Genomic DNA, 16,833 nt, shown 5'->3' with positions numbered 1-16,833 from the left:
ATTGTATTATTGGCGATTGATATGGGCAGAGGTGAGAAAAATGACGCAAAAAAAATTGCATCCTTCCGTTCTTAAGTTTAAAGAATTTGTCAAAAATAATCCCAAAATAATTCAAGAGGTCCGAAATGGGAATGCAACCTGGCAGGAATTATATGAGGACTGGTACTTGTTAGGTGAAGATGACAAGCGGTGGGAGACGATTGGAACAGAAAAGAAATCTGAACCGGAAACAAAAACCGAAACTAAGGGAGATTGGATGTCCAATATAATGGGAATGGTAAAAAAAATGGACCCCAACCAAGTTCAACACCATATTAATAATTTAAGCCAAGCACTTGGAGCAATCCAAGGCGTAATCTCACAATTTCAGGGGAGCAATCCAACCGGAAATCAAGTAAAGCCGCAAGAAGGCCCTAAGCATCCTTTTTTATTTAGAAAAGACTAAACGAGGGGGGTATTATGAGAAGTGATGTGCTAGCGTACTTAGAGAGTCAAAAAGATTTGAAGCAATTTGTCCGGGAGCAGCCGTACTGGTATAGGAAGCTCTCCAGAAACCCTCATGATTTACAAACGCTGGAAATTGAATCATTGAATTATTATAAAAAAACAATTCCACATCAGGTAGAAAAGTTCTCTAATAGCGTTCAAATGGCATCTATGATGTTTCATATGTTTCAATCAATGAAAAATCAAAATTAACAAAGGGCACATTCTTTGGAATTGTGGCCTTTTTTATTACGTTTTGAAAGAGACTAAAAATTAAAAAGGAGGCGAACAATACAAAAAAGGAGTGATTTGAATGAAGCAAAATGTTCAGTTTTTAATTCTTTCTATGATCATATTGGGAATCATTTCGGGATGTGAAATGGATGTACCAAAATCAGAAACAATGCCCAAAATTGGACAAATGGATCATTATGGCTCTTTCCAGGAGGATATAATACCCGTTTTTAGCCAATATACAAGTGATTCCCCTTCGTTATTTGTTCAATATGAAACAAAGGGGAACAATCTATTTGTGGAGTGTATTCTAACTGGGATCAGCTTCCGGGAATCAGACAAGTCGATGCAAAAAATCGGAAAGATGGTGGTTTGGATTGATGGCCGGAAAAAACAGGAGGTTACTTCAGCTGCCTTTATTGTTAAGGGACTATCTCCGGGAAATCATAAATTAAAGCTCGAAGTGGTTCAGTTAAATAATGAGTCATATGGGATAATGAAGGAATTTTTGGTAAATATCCCAAGGTAATAGGTAAATTTCGCTTTCTACATCCTTTCATGGTAAAATGTGAATGGAGGTGAGCGTGTTTGCTTGCTACTTTAGAGGGAATCGAATTATTAGAAAGTGCTGAGCGTTTGGCTAGAATGGTATTAGATTCTGATATAGCAGAACAATATCACATTTGTTTATATAAATTGCGAAGTAATCAGGAGTCACAAAGGAAGATTAGCCGTTTTGTCAGCCTAAAAGAGCTTTATGAAGAGGTTCAGCGGTTTGGTAAATACCATCCTGACTATAAAAGGGTCATGACTGAAATCCGGGAATGCAAAAGAGCAATGGATTTAGACCCGCTTGTTGCTGATTTTAAATTAGCAGAAAATGATTTGCAAAATTTATTGGATGAAATCAGTGTTATAGTTGGAGGCGCTGTTTCTAAACATATTAAAGTATCAACTGGGAACCCATTTTTTGAAACAGGCACCAGCCATGGTGGCGGTTGCGGGTCTGGAGGAAGCTGTGGATGCTCCGCGTAAAAATCGGCCTTAGCCGATTTTTTTTACTTTAATTTTTTAGACGGGTACAATCTTCACAAAGATTCCCGCAACAAAACATTTTTTCTTGTGGTACATAAAATCGATGCCTGTAAACGTAGAGGCCCGCCTCTTTTCTGACAAAGATTGTATCACTGTGTAACCGTTTTCCTTTCATTACAAAGGCAGAACACTTTATGATTTCCTTGTCAATTTCACATTGTGATATACAAATAGGTGAAATTATATATAAAAACGGAATACCTGTTACTTTTTTCCAATATGCTTTATCAATGAAATCACATTGTAAAAGCCGATCAATGAAGAACTGCCAAACGGGTTCTAATTCCATTTTTATCACCCTTATCATTGGAGTTAATTCATTTTATGTAAAATAGAAATAAAGTTTGAATTGAAATAAAGCGTTTTAATATGCTAGACTTAATAAAAAATGATGGTTTGTTGAAGGGGAAAAAGGTATGTTTGTTCAAAGACAAGGATTGGTCGTTTGGCTTTACTCATTAAAACAAGCCAAAATGTTAAGGCGCTTCGGAAATGTACATTACGTCTCAAAAAAATTAAAATACGTCGTGTTATATTGTAATCAGGATGAATTGGATGGGATTGTTGAAAAATTGAATTCTTTTTCATTTGTAAAGAAAGTGGAACCGTCCTATAAGCCTTTCTTAAAAATGGAATATGAAAATTCAGCACCCGATAAGGCAAAGGAATACGACTATAAAATGGGCATTTAAAAAGGTGAGGGATAAACCCTCACCTTTTGTTGTTTTCTTATTGAAGTGGTGCGATAAAATGATTTAGTCTTAAAATACCAATTAAATGCTGGTAAAATAAATCTTTTTCATGAAAAAGAGATGAAGGTTTTACAGATAGCTCGCATATTTGTTTATTTAGCTCCTCGGCCGTCTTAGCAAAAAGATCATATCTTTTATTGGGTAAAAAATGAGGGTTTGGAATTCCCTCTCGGCAAATATAAATTGCTTGAAATTTTCCGGGATCAGTAGGTTTTAACACAACTACTAACGAAGTAACCTCTTTTGTATCAATTTTGGTGTGCAATGCCATCATATGCTGAATACGGTGTTTGTTTGCCGTTGCCAGCTCTATTAGCTCATACAAATCGGAATATCCTTCTCCTAACTCAATAAAGCGCTGAATCAATGAAAACTCTCCTTTTTCTATAAATACATCAATTATATTTTACCATTTTTCATCATTGAATTTAATTCCATTTTAAAAAGAAAAAACCCTGCAGACATTTATCTGCAGGGTCCTTCTACATCCTTCAAAAAGGATAGAAGGCAAAGGGAGAGGAGAAACCGGAGGAAGAACTTATGGGGAAACGTAAGTCTTCTCCGCGGTTGGCAACAACATCTTCGAATTGATGTTGTTAGTAACATTATCTCCATTCCCAATAACCTTATACGTATATTTAAATAAAATTTACAATTTTAACGTGGGAATAGTGTTAACGTATTTATTGAGATATTTTCACACTGTTTACTATTTGGCTATATATAGTAATTATGATAGGATAGTGGAGAAAATGATTCTTGATATAATTAGTGGTGATAAAAAATGAGAGTAGTTTCAGGCGTTTGTAAGGGAAGATCGTTAAAAGCAGTTCCGGGAAATACTACCAGACCCACTACCGATAAAGTTAAAGAAGCTTTATTTAATATGATTGGTCCTTACTTTGATGGAGGGATTGGTCTGGATCTTTTTGCCGGTAGTGGTGGATTAGGCATCGAGGCACTTAGCCGAGGCTTAGAAAAAGTTATTTTTATTGATCGTGAGTCAAAAGCGATACAAATTATCCATGAAAATATTCAAGCTTGTAAATTTGAAGAGAAAACTGAGGTTTATCGAAATGATGCCGCACTAGCATTAAAAGCTCTTATTAAGAGGGGTATAAACTTTGATTACATTTTTTTAGATCCCCCTTATAAAAAACAACAGCTAGTAAATTTAATGGAAAAAATAGAGGAATATCATCTTTTAAAAAACGGCGGAATTGTTGTATGCGAGCATAGCCATGATGTAGAATTACCGGAAACAATCGGCGAATTAACAGAAATTAAACACGAAAAATATGGGATAATTGCAGTTACAATTTATTCTAGATTTGTTGAGCAATGAGGGGGAGTCTTTTTTGGCAAGTATTGCAGTTTGTCCAGGGAGTTTTGATCCAATTACATATGGCCATTTAGACATTATTAGAAGAGGGGCCAAAGTATTTGATACAGTTTATATTAGTGTACTGAACAATTCATCCAAAAATCCGTTATTCAGCGTTGAGGAGCGTATCAATCTGATTAAAGAAGTAACAAAAGATCTGCCGAATGTGAAAGTTGATGTACATACAGGTCTTCTTGCTGATTATGCAAAGTCTGTTAACGCAAATGCTATCATTCGGGGCTTACGAGCAGTTTCAGACTTTGAATATGAAATGCAAATTACCTCAATGAACAGGGTACTAAATGAAGATGTCGAGACTTTCTTTATCATGACGAATAATCAATATTCGTTTTTAAGCTCCAGTATTGTTAAAGAAGTTGCTAAATACAATGGTAATATTTCAACACTTGTACCACCGGTAGTCGAAAGGGCCTTACATCAAAAATTTTATCGTCTATAAAGTAAAAAAGGATGACTTGAGTCATCCTTTTTACGTTTTACTTACTCTATAAAATAAAATCATGACATAAATTGCAAGGGAAAAGATTGTAATCACTGGACCAACTTCAATAAGATTATGGTAAAAGTTGTTGAGCCATGTTCCTTTTTCAAAGAAACCATCCGCAAGGGCATTGGTTGGTTGTACATTACGATAGAATCGTAAATAAATGGGATTCCACAATAAAAAGGCAAAAAGGCTGGCAAATATACCGTGAAAAACCCTAGCGAAGAAAAAAGGCTGAAAGCGGATATCTGTTTGGGCTAGAATACTGGCAACCTGTGCTTGGACACTAAATCCGCTAAATGCAAGAATAAAGCTTGTTATCATTACTTTTTGTAATAGTGATGCTTCTTGTACATGACTAGTCAGTTGGCTTCCGAGAGTCATTTCAAATAATCCCGATATAATTGGTATGCTTAACATAGTAGGAAAAGATAAAGCTGATAAAAGCCTTTCAACACATTTTGCGAGTATAGCAGTAATATGTAAATGGTAAAGGAGTTTGTTAATTACAGAAAATAATATAATAAATCCACCAACCATTAATAAAGTTTGAATCGATGAAGTGACAGCATCACCGAGAAGTTTTCCAATAGGTCGATTATCTTTTAATCTTGTTTGATGTAATGCCGTAAAGGCAGACCTAATGTAAAATTTTTTTCTGCCACTCTCCCTTATAAGGGTATTTTCATTACCATAAAATCTCATTATGATTCCAACACAAATATTCCCGAAATAATGAGATAAAGCTAGTAGAATTCCCAAATTCGGATTATTAAAGAACCCAACAGATACTGCACCAAAAATAAATAAAGGATTGGATGAGCTTGTGAAAGAAACAAGCCTTTCCGCCTCAATTTTAGATAATTGACCTTCCTGTCGTAATCGTGCGGTGAATTTTGCTCCTGCAGGATTTCCGGAGGCCATTCCCATAGCCCAAACAAATCCCCCCACACCGGGGACTTTAAAAAGAGGCCTCATGAAAGGCTCCAGCAATACACCAATGAATTTAACGACACCGAAGCCGATTAACATTTCCGAAACAATAAAAAATGGCAAAAGTGAAGGAAATACGATTTCCCACCACATATTAAGCCCCCGAATAGAAGCCTCAAAGGACTCCTGAGGAAAGGAGATAAGTGAGGCTGCTAATATTGTGACCGATATCGATAAAAAAATAGTTTTTAGTTTTGAACGAAACAACAAATGGACCTCCTTTCAAGGGTGATACTTTTGTCTAATCAATTAATACAATGATAAAATAAAGAGTATTCATTGAATCCTACCAGCACCCTTGTCCTTGTAATACAAAATATGCTCATACAAGAGTACTTTAGACCATAAGATTGTACGAGATTTCACTGTACAACCATAAACTGTCCTTTTTCAGAATGAGGATTGTAAAAAGGAGTGACCGTTATGGAGAATCCAAGAATAGGGTTGGCACTTGGTTCAGGCGGTGCCCGTGGTTTTGCTCATTTAGGTGTCATTAAAGTGTTGAAAGACGAAGGAATCCCTATCCACCTCATCGCCGGCAGCAGCATGGGAGCTCTTGTTGGCAGCTTTTATGGGGCAGGCATTGATATGGACCGATTATATAAACTTTCCACAGCATTTAAACGGAAATACTTTTTGGATTTTACTGTTCCAAAAATGGGATTTATCGCAGGGAAGAAAGTGAAGGAATTTATTAAGGTCTTTACACATGGGAAAAATATTGAGGATCTTACTATTCCTTTAGGTATCGTTGCAACAGATTTACTAACCGGTGAAAAAGTAGTTTTTAAAAACGGTCCGGTAGCGGATGCAGTAAGAGCCAGTATTTCAATTCCGGGAATTTTTGTGCCGGAAAAAAATAATGGAAGAATCTTGGTTGATGGCGGGGTTTCCGACCGTGTACCAGTGTCTGTAGCAAAAGAAATGGGCGCAGATATTGTGATTGCCGTCGATGTCTCAATGGTAAAACGTAATGCTGAAATTACCTCGATTTATGATGTTATTATGCAGAGCATTGATATCATGCAGACAGAAATAATCAACAAACGGGAGGGTGCTGCTGATATAATGCTGCGTCCTCCAGTTGAAATTTATAGTTCACGTGCCTTTACCAACATTGAAGAGTTGATTTTACTTGGAGAAGAAGAAGCAAAAAAACATCTAGATCAAATAAAAAAGGTTATAGAGCAGTGGAAGGGGTAAAGTTTCGGATGCGGAATAAAATATCTTTAGTTGCTATTCTAGTTATGGCATTCATTTTAATAGGAGGTATGTTTTATTCATTGCCTTACTATATTACAAAGCCTGGAATGGCAAAAGAGCTGGAGCCAATTATTAAAGTAGAAAACGGCTATAAGGAGAAGGGCAGTTTTATGCTGACAACTGTCAGGATGGGAAGAGCGAATATTTATTCCTACTTGGAAGCGAAAGTAAAAAAATATCAAGAAATTCTTCCTTTGGATCAGGTCTTAGGCAAAAAAGAAACAGAGGAAGAATTTAACGCTGAACAGCTTTACCTTATGGCCGCCTCAAAGTTAAATGCCATTGATGTTGCTTATCAAAAAGCGGGATTACCAGTTCACTATAAATATAAGGGAATCTACGTCGTAAGTGTCGTTCCCGGTATGCCCGCTGATGGTAGGCTTAAGGCTGGGGATCGGATATTTAAAGTGGATGGGCATCAATTTTCTACTTCTGAACAATTTATTGATTATGTAGGAAAAAAACATGCAGGTGATCAAGTCACCTTAACATATGTGAGAAACAAAAAAACAAATTCAAAAAAAATTACGATTCAACCATTTAAAGAACAGCCCCAAAAGGTTGGAATCGGTATTTCCTTAACAGATGATAAAGAAATCGATGTTGACCCAAATGTTACTGTGAAGACAGATGAAATTGGCGGTCCGTCAGCCGGGCTTATGTTTTCATTAGAAATCTATAATCAATTAACAAAAGAGGATATCACGAAAGGGCATCATATTGCAGGAACCGGAACAATCGATGTCAATGGCACGGTTGGACCAATCGGTGGCATCGAGCAAAAAATTAACGCAGCTGATAAGGCAGGAGCAGAAATCTTTTTTGCCCCAAATGAAAAAGGCGCTAAGGATTCTAACTATCGTGCGGCAGTAAAAACAGCAAAAGATATTGGGACAAAAATGAAAATCGTCCCAGTGGATACCTTTGACGATGCTGTTCATTACTTACAAAAGCTGCCTCAAAAATAGAAAAAGATGGTGCAGTGTGCATCATCTTTTTTTATTTGATATAAATTGGCGGTTGGTTGTATTCTTGGCTCAATAATTCACTTTTAAGCTGATTTGGGACAGCTAGTGAATAGATTCGGGATGCCTTGATATCCGGTATAATCTCTTTTTGCTTACAGGAAGATAGTTTAGAAATGAGCGGCAGACTGAAGTGGGATTTCATTTTATTTAAATATTCTTTCCCAACCTTAGTCATACCTAAAAGTCTTAAATAACTTGCTTTATCTGAGTCATAAGCCATCTCAGCTTTTTTTGTATTGGTTAAAATATGGACACATGCTCTTTGAAGCCTTGTCCATGTATATCTTTTTGTTTTAATTTTTTCCATAAATTCTTGAAAGCTATTCGATTTTAATGCTGATGCGATGAATCTATTTTCCAGACCTTCTTCTATTTCATAGCTTTCTCTCAACTCTTCGGGGCTTGTTTGGAGAAGGCGAAATTGTAGAAGACTCCAATAGTTCTCCCATTGATGAAAAACTCCATAATCATTTAAATATTCCTTTAATATTTGGTACGTTGTTTCCGGTATATATTGGCTAATGGATTCATTGTTATTTTCAATTGAAAAAAGTGCCTTACGAATGCTAGTGGCACTAGCAATTGTTTCGGAGGTGAAATTTTCATCATGGTAATTTGCATTCTTTCGTTGGACGGTGATGGGTCTAACTGAACTTTTTTGTTGCTTAATCGCTTTTATGTAGTGGAAGCCAAGGATATTATTAGGCCTTGATAAATCCAAGTAATTTTCTGAGTCTGCCAATTGCTGAAAAGATAACGACAATGCTTTTGGATAACTTACTCCTGTATTCATTATGCTTTTGATGTTCTCATTATATGATGCTTGCTTTTCCTCTAAGTAATTGATTGTCTGCAAAAATGAGGCTAGATCCCCGCTTTCACTTCCAAAACATAAAAATTCACAACCTGCCGCATCTAAAATAGAAACAGATCCGTTTGCGAAGGTCTCCGCCTTTTGGGTAGCAAACCTGTAGGGTAGTTCAAAAACGATATCTACTCCACCGAGAAGAGCCATCCTTGTACGGTTCCATTTGGAAACAAGAGCAGGCTCCCCTCTTTGTAAAAAATCCCCACTCATAACTGCGATGACAACATCAGCTCCAGATGCTTCCCTTGCTGCTTGTAAATGAAAAGCATGTCCATTATGAAATGGGTTGTATTCAACTATTACACCAACAGCTTTCATCTGTATATCTCCTTTTTTGTAATTTTAAGGTAGTAACATTATAGCAAAAACTCCCGTATTAGGAATAATTACAAAAGAGGTCTATTTCGTAGTAGGGAGTTAAAAAGGAGGAATCGACTTTCGAATTTCCTCCTTTGCTTAGCAATTATTTTAATGATCGTCTTACCAACCGTGGTGGTAGGGAAATCCATGATACCATCCATGATGATGATGGCCAAAAAATCCTCCATGATGGAATGGCCCCCAGTAACCATATGGGTATCCGCCCCCGAGTGGGTAACCTACACCAATAGCAACACCCGGGAACACTATTTGTCTATAGGGCATTTTATCACCTCTTCTTCGTTTTATCTTATACAATATGTCTTTTATTTTTAAATGAACCTTTCAATCTTGAAATTAGGCATTTGTTTATATACAATGGATAAGTTATGATAAGGTTTGTAAATAGCGTTACGGGGTAAACTAGTAAATAAATGGTGATTTGAACATTTGCTATTAGTGTTGTTACCTTTAAGGGTGTAAAGAAAAAACATTGACAAAAATTTAATCGAAGGCTATAATTACCTTTGTTGCCTTGGGGTGATTCAATTGAAATGGACATTAAGTCAATTACAAAAATATCGAAACAAGGATTTTCCGATTGATGAAACGATTCGTGTTGATGAAATCAAACAAGATGATCCAACCATTCGAGAAGTATCTCCGATCCATATTACAGGACGTGGAGATATCGATTCAACGAAAGTGACATTCCATTTAAAAATTGAAGGTCATTTAATACTTCCTTGTTCTCGTACTTTAGTGGATGTGAAACTTCCAATTAATGTCGAAACAACTGAAACGTTCCTCTTACAAGGTTCAGTTTATGAAACTGAAGAGGAAGTATATCAAGTAAAAGGCGATGTGATTGATATGATGCCAATCATTCGGGAAATTCTTTTACTTGAGGTTCCAATGCAAGTTTTTTGCGAAGATGTCAATAATGAAGAAGCTGCCCCACAGTCCGGTAAGGATTGGGAAGTTCTTCATGAAGAAGACGGGTCCAAGAAAATTGATCCGAGACTAGCAGGGCTTGCTAAGTTTTTTGACGAAAACAATTCTTCTTCCGAATCATAATCGGCAAAACTAAGAAGCAAAGTGAAGAACCAGCATTCCTGGCCTTCATTACTTTCTTAATACTCTTTAAGGAGGTGGGAAGAATGGCTGTACCTTTTAGAAGAACTTCTAAAACTGCAAAAAGAAAACGTCGTACTCATTTTAAATTAAACGTACCTGGTATGGTAAGTTGCCCAAACTGTGGTGAAATGAAACTTGCTCACCGCGTATGTAAAGCTTGCGGAACATACAAAGGAAAAGACGTTGTTAACGACTAATTTCCGTTAGGATAGAAAGCACAAGGGTAATATACCCTTGTGCTTTTGTCGTTTTTAAAACAATAATATAAATAAAATTTATGAATATGAAAGGAAGAGTGAGCTTGGCTTATACAATTGAGAAACGGAAGATGGGTTATTTATTATTTACCATTACAAGACCGGAAAAAAGAAATGCTATTAATTATGAAGTCATGCAGGGGTTATCCGATGCTATTAAGCTGGCAAATGAATCTGATATAAAAGCACTAGTCATTACAGGAGCAGGGGATCAGGCCTTTTGTTCCGGAGGGGATTTATCAGTTTTTCATCGACTGGATACGAAGGAGGATGCCTTTTCCATGTTGTCAAAAATGGCAAATATCCTCTATGCGTTACTTACCTTCCCTAAACCAACCCTGGCCTTAATCAATGGAATTGCCTTAGGGGGTGGTTGCGAACTTGCTTCAGCTTGTGATTTTCGTTTAGCCCGAAAAGGTGTTAAGGCTGGATTTGTTCAAGGGAAGCAGGCAATAATAACCGGCTGGGGTGGAGGTTCTATTATTGCGGAAAAGTTCGCAGTTGCAAAAGCGATGAAGTTACTTATGGATGCAGAAATACATACAGCACACTATTTATCAGAATTAGGATTTATTGACGGACTATTTACACATGATCCGCTTCTTGCATGTGAAACATATCTTGGTAATCTGTTATCAAATGATTCAAGGGTTTTGCAATCATATAAAAGATTATGGATTAGAAAATGGGAAGAAGCGAAATTGCGTGAAAGAATAGAAGAAGAAATTAATAACTGTGCAGTTCTATGGGAAGGCGAAGCCCACCTTGGGCATGTAAAAAATTTTTTAAGTAAAAAACAATGAATAAAGATTAAACACCACTCTTGTTTAAGTCTATCTTTTCTAGTAGATGCATATGTATGAATAAAAACACTAGGAGGGATAAATAAATGTCACCAACCCGACAAGATGCGTGGTCCCAGGACGAAGATTTATTGTTAGCGGAAGTGGTGTTAAGACATATTCGTGAAGGAGGAACACAGCTGCAGGCATTTGAGGAAGTAGGAAAACAACTCTCCAGAACATCTGCTGCATGTGGTTTCCGTTGGAACTCATTTGTAAGAAAACAATATAAATCCGGCATTGAACTTGCGAAGAAACAAAGAAAAGAATTAAAAAAACAAGGTATTCCAGTTGAATCAGAAAGGCCTGAAGAACTAGCAAAAGTGGAAGAACGAATTTCATCTTCGCTAAATTCTAATGGTACGATTACACTTCAAGCAGTTATTCACTTTTTGGAAGGAATTCATGAAAAAGCTGAAATATCCTCTAGAATTGAAGAAGATAGAGAAAAATCTTTTGAAAAAATTAAAGAATTGGAAAAGAAAGCTTTTTATCTTGCAGCTGAGAATGAAAGACTTGCAAAAAGTCTAAAGGAAATCGAAGAGGATTACCGCTCCTTAATTGAAATAATGGAGCGGGCGCGAAAAATGGTTGTCCTGCAAGAAGAGGACCGACAGCAAAAAGTTAAGTTCCAAATGGACAAAAATGGTAATCTTGAAAGAGTAGAGAAATAAAAAAAGCGGACTCGCGGGTCCGCTTTTTTTATTTATTATCCCTGCAATTCAACGCCCTCCGGATACCAAAGGAAAGGATTCTCTCCGCGATCGCGCTCCATATCGTATTCAACATTTGAAAAGTCCATTTTTGCCCAGAATCCACTTGACTGCATTCTTGGATTTGTTTTAATTGGAAGTCCAAAGCTTTTGGCGAACTCTACGAGAATTTTCCCATACCCATTTCTTTGATAATCAGGTAAGACTTCCAGCTTCCATATTTCCAAAAAATTTTGTGGAGGATAAAAATAACGGTCGAATTTAGCGTCTATTTGGTATAGACTCATACGTGCTACTAGTTTGTCTCCGAAATAAATACCGTAAAATGGTGAATCACTATCATCTTCAACCATATTCGCTTGAAGGTCTTCGAGCATTGAAAGCTCCTGTATCCCATATTCTTTAAATTTCTTAAACTCTTCTAATGTTTTAAAATTCACTTTTAGTTTTTCAACTTTTGCTTCCATTTGTCTACCTCCTAAAAATCAAGACTTCGTATATATTCCTACAAATGCGAATAACATGAAGAAGAAATAATTTTTATATGAAAAATGAATCAATATTATTATATAACAAATAAATGAAAACGTCTCCAAATAAACTTCGGAAACCGTTTTCAAAATTTGCAGGAAATTCGGAGAATGTTGTAGAAACATAATGAATGAAGGAAGAAAAGGGGTTGGAAAGGGGAAAGACGGTGCGAAAAATTTTAATTGCCAACAGGGGAGAAATTGCACTTCGAATTATCAAAACATGTCATGAGATGGGAATTGAAACTGTTGCGGTCTATTCTGAAGCCGATCGGGAAATGCCTTTTGTAAAAGCTGCTGCAAAAGCTGTTTGTGTGGGTGAACCACCTGTTAATAAATCCTATTTACAGGCTGCAAAAATAGTAGAAATAGCCAAAAACGAAAATGTCGAAGCAATTCACCCGGGATATGGCTTTTTATCGGAAAACGCAGAATTTGCTGAAAATGTTAAGAAGGAGGGAATGCTCTTTATAGGTCCTAAGCCTGAGACCATTGATTTAATGGGAGATAAAATTGTTTCTCGGCAAACGATGGAGAAAGCGGGTATACCCGTAGTACCGGGAAGCAGCTACGGGTTAAAGACTATTGAAGAAGCGTGTGTCCTTGCAGAAGCGATTGGTTATCCGGTCATGCTTAAAGCAAGCAGCGGCGGCGGCGGAATTGGTATGGTGCTTTGTGAAAATGAGCATGCGCTCGTTAAATCCTATGCTTCAACAAAGTCGCGTGCAATGGCCTATTTTGGTTCTGATAAGGTTTTTATAGAAAAATATATAGCCGATGCAAGGCATGTCGAGGTACAAATTTTCGGTGACCATGAAGGTAACATCGTTCATATGTTTGAACGGGATTGTTCTATTCAAAGAAGGCATCAAAAGGTGGTTGAAGAATCACCATCTCCCCATCTTTCAACAGAAGTTCGCCAAAATATGTTAGATACGGCTGTAAAAGCTGCACGAGCAGTTGAATATACAAATGCCGGAACAATAGAATTCATCGTTGATGAAAATGAAAACTTTTATTTCTTAGAGATGAATACTCGGCTGCAGGTGGAACATCCCGTTACGGAATTGATTACTGGATTAGATCTTGTTAAATGGCAAATTCTCGTTGCTCAAGGAGAGAAATTACCTTTACTGCAAACGGATATTAACGCTATGGGGCATGCCATTGAATTTCGCCTGTATGCTGAAGATCCAGTGCGATTCCTGCCATCCCCTGGAAAAATCACAACATTAAATTGGAACAGTCAAGAAGCAGTTCGGATTGATTCGGGCTATGAAGAAGGCGGTACAGTAACCCCATATTATGATCCGATGATAGCTAAATGTATATTCCATGGAGGAACAAGAACGGAATCATTAACAGCTGCACATAGGTTTTTCCGAGACCTGCAAATTGAGGGAATTAAAACAAACGCTCCGCTTTTTCTAAATATTCTTGAGCATGAGGATTTCAAAAAAGGGGTATATACAACAAACTTTTTAACCAAAAAATTAGTAAATTAAGGAGAGAAAAATAATGAAAGAAATTACAGCTACAATGGCAGGTACCGTTTTAAATCTTTTAGTATCAAATGGTGAAAAAGTAGCTGCAGACCAAGAAGTATTATTACTTGAATCAATGAAAATGGAAATACCGATTGAGAGTGGGATTGAAGGAATTGTAAAGGAATTGAAAGTAAATATCGGTGATTTTGTTAACGAAGGTGACGTTTTAATCGTTTTAGAATAAAAGCAGGTGAGGTGAAGATTAATGGCATCAACAAAAACGTTAAATGAACAATTAGATGAAAAAAGAAGGATTATTGAAGCGGGTGGGCATCCGAAATATCACGAAAAGCTAAAGGAACAAAAAAAGCTGTTTGTTCGTGATCGCCTAGCATTATTATTTGATGAAGGAAAGTATGAAGAAGACGGGAAATTTGCCAATGTTCAGGCTAAAGACCTTCCTGCTGATGGTGTTGTTACCGCGATTGGCAAAATCAATGGCCAGACCGTTTGCGTCATGGCTAATGATTCTACGATTAAAGCCGGTTCATGGGGAGCAAGGACCGTAGAAAAAATTATCCGCATTCAAGAAGTAGCTGAAAAATTGAAAGTGCCTTTATTCTATCTCGTTGATTCGGCAGGTGCGAGGATAACAGACCAATTGGAGATGTTTCCAAATCGTCGCGGGGCAGGCCGTATTTTTTATAACCAAGTAAAACTTTCCGGAATGATTCCGCAGGTTTGCATTCTTTTTGGGCCTTCAGCAGCAGGCGGTGCGTATATTCCTGCGTTTTGTGATATTGTCATCATGGTAGATCAGAATGCTTCGATGTACCTTGGGTCACCGCGTATGGCCGAAAAGGTCATTGGAGAAAAAGTTACTCTTGAGGAAATGGGCGGAGCACGGATGCATTGCACCATTAGCGGTTGTGGTGATGTTCTCAGCTTTAGTGAGGAAGAAGCCATTGAATCTGCAAAGAAATATATTAGTTATTTCCCTGCTAGTTTTAAAGAAAAAACAAAATTGTTGAATGGGATTGCTCCGGTAAAAGGGCGTGAACTTGAAGCGATTATCCCTGAAAATCAAAATGCTCCATTCGATATGTATGAATGTATTAATACCTTAATTGATGAAGGCAGTTTTTACGAGGTTAAAAAGCTGTTTGCAACCGAATTAATTACCGGGTTTGCTAGAATTGATGGAAGAGCAGTTGGAATTATCGCCAATCAGCCAAAAGCGAAAGGTGGTGTCCTTTTTGTTGATTCTGCTGATAAAGGGGCAAAATTTATCCAGCTTTGCGATGCTTTTCATATTCCTTTATTGTTCCTAGCTGATGTTCCGGGCTTTATGATTGGCACCAAAGTTGAACGTGCCGGAATCATTCGCCATGGCGCGAAATTGATTGCAGCGATGAGTTCAGCAACAGTGCCGAAAATATCCGTCGTTGTCAGGAAAGCATATGGCGCCGGTCTTTATGCTATGGCGGGTCCGGCCTTCGAACCGGATTGCTGTATTGCCTTACCTACAGCTCAAATTGCCGTAATGGGTCCGGAAGCGGCTGTAAATGCTGTATATTCAAACAAGATTAATGAAATTGAAGATCCGAAAGAACGAATTGCTTTTGTTCAATCAAAACATCAGGAATATAAAGAGCATATTGATATTTATAAGCTGGCATCGGAGCTTATTGTTGATGAAATTGTTGCTCCATCAGAATTAAGAACCGTGTTAAGTCAGCGTTTTGCTTACTATGAAACAAAAGAGGTAACCTTTAGTGTTCGTAAACATCCTGTCTATCCGGTTTAATGCTACAAAGGCTGACTTAAAAGTCAGCCTCTTCTATTTGAAAATGTAAAATAGCGACAGCTTTTGATAAAATATTGGTTATAAGACGAAAAATGAGGGATTTTCATGGAAATTGGAATCATTGGTGCGGGTTCTATCGGGTTATTATTTGCCTCCTATATAAGTAGTTTTTTTCCTGTAATGATTTATACACGAACAAATGAACAGGCGATGGAGATTAATGATTACGGTCTGGTACTAAAGAAAGATTCAACTCAAACTAAGACTATGGTAAAGGCTTTACCGATTTCTGAATGGCATGGTAAGGAAGATTTAACGATAATTACGGTGAAACAGTATCAGCTAGAGGCGGTTATTGAAAAAATAAAAGAAGTAGAACCACCTCCTAAAAGCCTTTTATTTTTACAAAATGGGATGGGTCATTTAAAGCTTCTTGAAAAATTACCGGTAAATAATCTTTATATCGGGTCTGTTGAGCATGGGGCATACAAAGAGAATGCCTTTACCGTAAGCCATAATGGGGAAGGTAAAACGAATGTTGCAGTTTATAAAGGAGATTCAGCTGTCCTCCGTGAATTTACCGGGGCAGTTTCTTCGGATTTTCCATTTGTTTTTTGTGAGGATTATTATAAATTATTAGTAAATAAATTGATTGTAAATGCGGTGATTAATCCCTTAACGGCAATGCTTCAAGTGAAAAACGGTGAACTGATAAAAAATCAGTTTTACCTTAAAGTCTTAAAAAATCTATTTGCTGAAGTTTCCTATATTTTAAACTTGGAAGATCGTGAGTTGCACCTCCGACAAATTATTGAAATTTGCCAAAATACGGAGGATAATCGTTCCTCAATGTTAAAAGATATTGAAGCGGGGAGAGATACAGAGGTAGATGCGATTTTAGGCTTTTTATTAGAAGAAGCAATCGATCAGGAAAAAAAGGCACCACAAGTAGAAAACTTTTATTATTTGATAAAAGGAAAAGAGATTAAGAAAAGAGTTTAATGAATATTGTCATTTGTAAGCAAAGTTTTTTTTCATAAGTGGTGGTTAATGCTATACTTTGTAAAGAATGAATATGGATGATCAGAAAGG

General features: G+C 37.0%; 23 protein-coding genes. 17 read left to right on the top strand and 6 right to left on the bottom strand.

The features are described from left to right. Positions 1 to 40 precede the first annotated feature (40 nt). From AC3ANV_RS20550 to AC3ANV_RS20535, 4 genes are all read left to right on the top strand, one after another. The gene (locus AC3ANV_RS20550; RefSeq protein WP_488310521.1) at positions 41 to 445 is read left to right on the top strand and encodes a YlbD family protein; all 405 of its coding nucleotides are present in this window, start codon (positions 41 to 43) and stop codon (positions 443 to 445) included. A 14-nt stretch (positions 446 to 459) separates the two neighbouring features. Further along, a complete protein-coding gene (locus AC3ANV_RS20545; protein ID WP_488310520.1) occupies positions 460 to 699 on the top strand; it encodes a YlbE-like family protein in 240 nt (79 codons plus the stop codon). A gap of 100 nt (positions 700 to 799) precedes the next feature. After that, positions 800 to 1,249: a hypothetical protein gene (locus AC3ANV_RS20540; RefSeq protein WP_488310519.1), complete on the top strand. Its 450-nt coding sequence runs from the start codon at positions 800 to 802 to the stop codon at positions 1,247 to 1,249. A 59-nt stretch (positions 1,250 to 1,308) separates the two neighbouring features. Continuing rightward, positions 1,309 to 1,755 (top strand): YlbF/YmcA family competence regulator, encoded by a 447-nt coding sequence (locus tag AC3ANV_RS20535; protein ID WP_488310518.1) that lies wholly within the window; start codon positions 1,309 to 1,311, stop codon positions 1,753 to 1,755. A gap of 28 nt (positions 1,756 to 1,783) precedes the next feature. Here AC3ANV_RS20535 and AC3ANV_RS20530 read toward each other — a convergent pair whose 3' ends face one another. Continuing rightward, positions 1,784 to 2,104 carry a hypothetical protein gene (locus AC3ANV_RS20530; protein WP_488310517.1) on the bottom strand — a complete coding sequence of 107 codons (321 nt, stop codon included), beginning with the start codon at positions 2,102 to 2,104 and terminating at the stop codon, positions 1,784 to 1,786. 127 nt (positions 2,105 to 2,231) lie between these two features. On the opposite strand from AC3ANV_RS20530, the gene AC3ANV_RS20525 reads away from it, so the two are divergent. Then, positions 2,232 to 2,507 carry a YlbG family protein gene (locus tag AC3ANV_RS20525; RefSeq protein ID WP_488310516.1) on the top strand — a complete coding sequence of 92 codons (276 nt, stop codon included), beginning with the start codon at positions 2,232 to 2,234 and terminating at the stop codon, positions 2,505 to 2,507. A gap of 37 nt (positions 2,508 to 2,544) precedes the next feature. Here AC3ANV_RS20525 and AC3ANV_RS20520 read toward each other — a convergent pair whose 3' ends face one another. Beyond that, the gene (locus AC3ANV_RS20520) at positions 2,545 to 2,934 is read right to left on the bottom strand and encodes a DUF7147 family protein (protein ID WP_488310515.1); all 390 of its coding nucleotides are present in this window, start codon (positions 2,932 to 2,934) and stop codon (positions 2,545 to 2,547) included. 417 nt (positions 2,935 to 3,351) lie between these two features. Here AC3ANV_RS20520 and rsmD point away from each other — a divergent pair, with 417 nt between their 5' ends. Beyond that, entirely contained in the window at positions 3,352 to 3,912 is a 561-nt protein-coding gene (gene rsmD / locus AC3ANV_RS20515) for a 16S rRNA (guanine(966)-N(2))-methyltransferase RsmD (RefSeq protein ID WP_488310514.1), read from the top strand. Between the two features lie 13 nt (positions 3,913 to 3,925). Beyond that, positions 3,926 to 4,411: a pantetheine-phosphate adenylyltransferase gene (coaD, locus tag AC3ANV_RS20510; RefSeq protein ID WP_488310513.1), complete on the top strand. Its 486-nt coding sequence runs from the start codon at positions 3,926 to 3,928 to the stop codon at positions 4,409 to 4,411. A gap of 30 nt (positions 4,412 to 4,441) precedes the next feature. Here coaD and ylbJ read toward each other — a convergent pair whose 3' ends face one another. Next, positions 4,442 to 5,656 carry a sporulation integral membrane protein YlbJ gene (gene ylbJ / locus AC3ANV_RS20505; protein WP_488310512.1) on the bottom strand — a complete coding sequence of 405 codons (1,215 nt, stop codon included), beginning with the start codon at positions 5,654 to 5,656 and terminating at the stop codon, positions 4,442 to 4,444. A 216-nt stretch (positions 5,657 to 5,872) separates the two neighbouring features. Between ylbJ and AC3ANV_RS20500 the strand changes: the two genes are divergently transcribed. Further along, positions 5,873 to 6,652, top strand: coding sequence for a patatin-like phospholipase family protein (locus tag AC3ANV_RS20500; protein WP_488310511.1), 780 nt, complete (start codon positions 5,873 to 5,875; stop codon positions 6,650 to 6,652). 8 nt (positions 6,653 to 6,660) lie between these two features. Next, positions 6,661 to 7,680: a SepM family pheromone-processing serine protease gene (locus AC3ANV_RS20495; protein ID WP_488310510.1), complete on the top strand. Its 1,020-nt coding sequence runs from the start codon at positions 6,661 to 6,663 to the stop codon at positions 7,678 to 7,680. 31 nt (positions 7,681 to 7,711) lie between these two features. Here AC3ANV_RS20495 and AC3ANV_RS20490 read toward each other — a convergent pair whose 3' ends face one another. Continuing rightward, positions 7,712 to 8,926: a nucleotidyltransferase gene (locus tag AC3ANV_RS20490; protein WP_488310509.1), complete on the bottom strand. Its 1,215-nt coding sequence runs from the start codon at positions 8,924 to 8,926 to the stop codon at positions 7,712 to 7,714. Between the two features lie 162 nt (positions 8,927 to 9,088). After that, positions 9,089 to 9,253, bottom strand: a complete 165-nt coding sequence (locus AC3ANV_RS20485; protein ID WP_488310508.1) for a hypothetical protein — start codon at positions 9,251 to 9,253, stop codon at positions 9,089 to 9,091. A 264-nt stretch (positions 9,254 to 9,517) separates the two neighbouring features. Between AC3ANV_RS20485 and AC3ANV_RS20480 the strand changes: the two genes are divergently transcribed. From AC3ANV_RS20480 to AC3ANV_RS20465, 4 genes are all read left to right on the top strand, one after another. Next, a complete protein-coding gene (locus AC3ANV_RS20480; RefSeq protein WP_488310507.1) occupies positions 9,518 to 10,045 on the top strand; it encodes a YceD family protein in 528 nt (175 codons plus the stop codon). An 83-nt stretch (positions 10,046 to 10,128) separates the two neighbouring features. Further along, entirely contained in the window at positions 10,129 to 10,302 is a 174-nt protein-coding gene (rpmF, locus tag AC3ANV_RS20475; protein WP_024029176.1) for a 50S ribosomal protein L32, read from the top strand. 98 nt (positions 10,303 to 10,400) lie between these two features. After that, complete coding sequence (locus AC3ANV_RS20470) at positions 10,401 to 11,165, top strand: enoyl-CoA hydratase/isomerase family protein (RefSeq protein WP_488310506.1); 765 nt, start codon at positions 10,401 to 10,403, stop codon at positions 11,163 to 11,165. An 86-nt stretch (positions 11,166 to 11,251) separates the two neighbouring features. Further along, positions 11,252 to 11,878 carry an RsfA family transcriptional regulator gene (locus AC3ANV_RS20465; RefSeq protein ID WP_488310505.1) on the top strand — a complete coding sequence of 209 codons (627 nt, stop codon included), beginning with the start codon at positions 11,252 to 11,254 and terminating at the stop codon, positions 11,876 to 11,878. Between the two features lie 35 nt (positions 11,879 to 11,913). Here AC3ANV_RS20465 and AC3ANV_RS20460 read toward each other — a convergent pair whose 3' ends face one another. Continuing rightward, on the bottom strand, positions 11,914 to 12,384 hold the full coding sequence (locus AC3ANV_RS20460) for an N-acetyltransferase (protein WP_488310504.1): 471 nt from the start codon (positions 12,382 to 12,384) through the stop codon (positions 11,914 to 11,916). Between the two features lie 230 nt (positions 12,385 to 12,614). Here AC3ANV_RS20460 and AC3ANV_RS20455 point away from each other — a divergent pair, with 230 nt between their 5' ends. The 4 genes from AC3ANV_RS20455 (at position 12,615) to AC3ANV_RS20440 (ending at position 16,743) form a co-directional block, all read left to right on the top strand. Next, positions 12,615 to 13,952 (top strand): acetyl-CoA carboxylase biotin carboxylase subunit, encoded by a 1,338-nt coding sequence (locus tag AC3ANV_RS20455; protein ID WP_488310503.1) that lies wholly within the window; start codon positions 12,615 to 12,617, stop codon positions 13,950 to 13,952. Between the two features lie 13 nt (positions 13,953 to 13,965). Further along, a complete protein-coding gene (locus AC3ANV_RS20450; RefSeq protein WP_488310502.1) occupies positions 13,966 to 14,178 on the top strand; it encodes a biotin/lipoyl-containing protein in 213 nt (70 codons plus the stop codon). Positions 14,179 to 14,199: 21 nt separating this feature from the next. Then, the gene (locus tag AC3ANV_RS20445) at positions 14,200 to 15,741 is read left to right on the top strand and encodes an acyl-CoA carboxylase subunit beta (RefSeq protein WP_488310501.1); all 1,542 of its coding nucleotides are present in this window, start codon (positions 14,200 to 14,202) and stop codon (positions 15,739 to 15,741) included. 105 nt (positions 15,742 to 15,846) lie between these two features. Beyond that, entirely contained in the window at positions 15,847 to 16,743 is an 897-nt protein-coding gene (locus AC3ANV_RS20440; RefSeq protein ID WP_488310500.1) for a 2-dehydropantoate 2-reductase, read from the top strand. Positions 16,744 to 16,833 lie beyond the last annotated feature (90 nt).

Source organism: Neobacillus sp. DFD-2R (assembly GCF_057747865.1).
The sequence above is the reverse complement of the archived record's forward strand: the minus strand, read 5'-3'. Positions and strand labels throughout refer to the sequence as shown.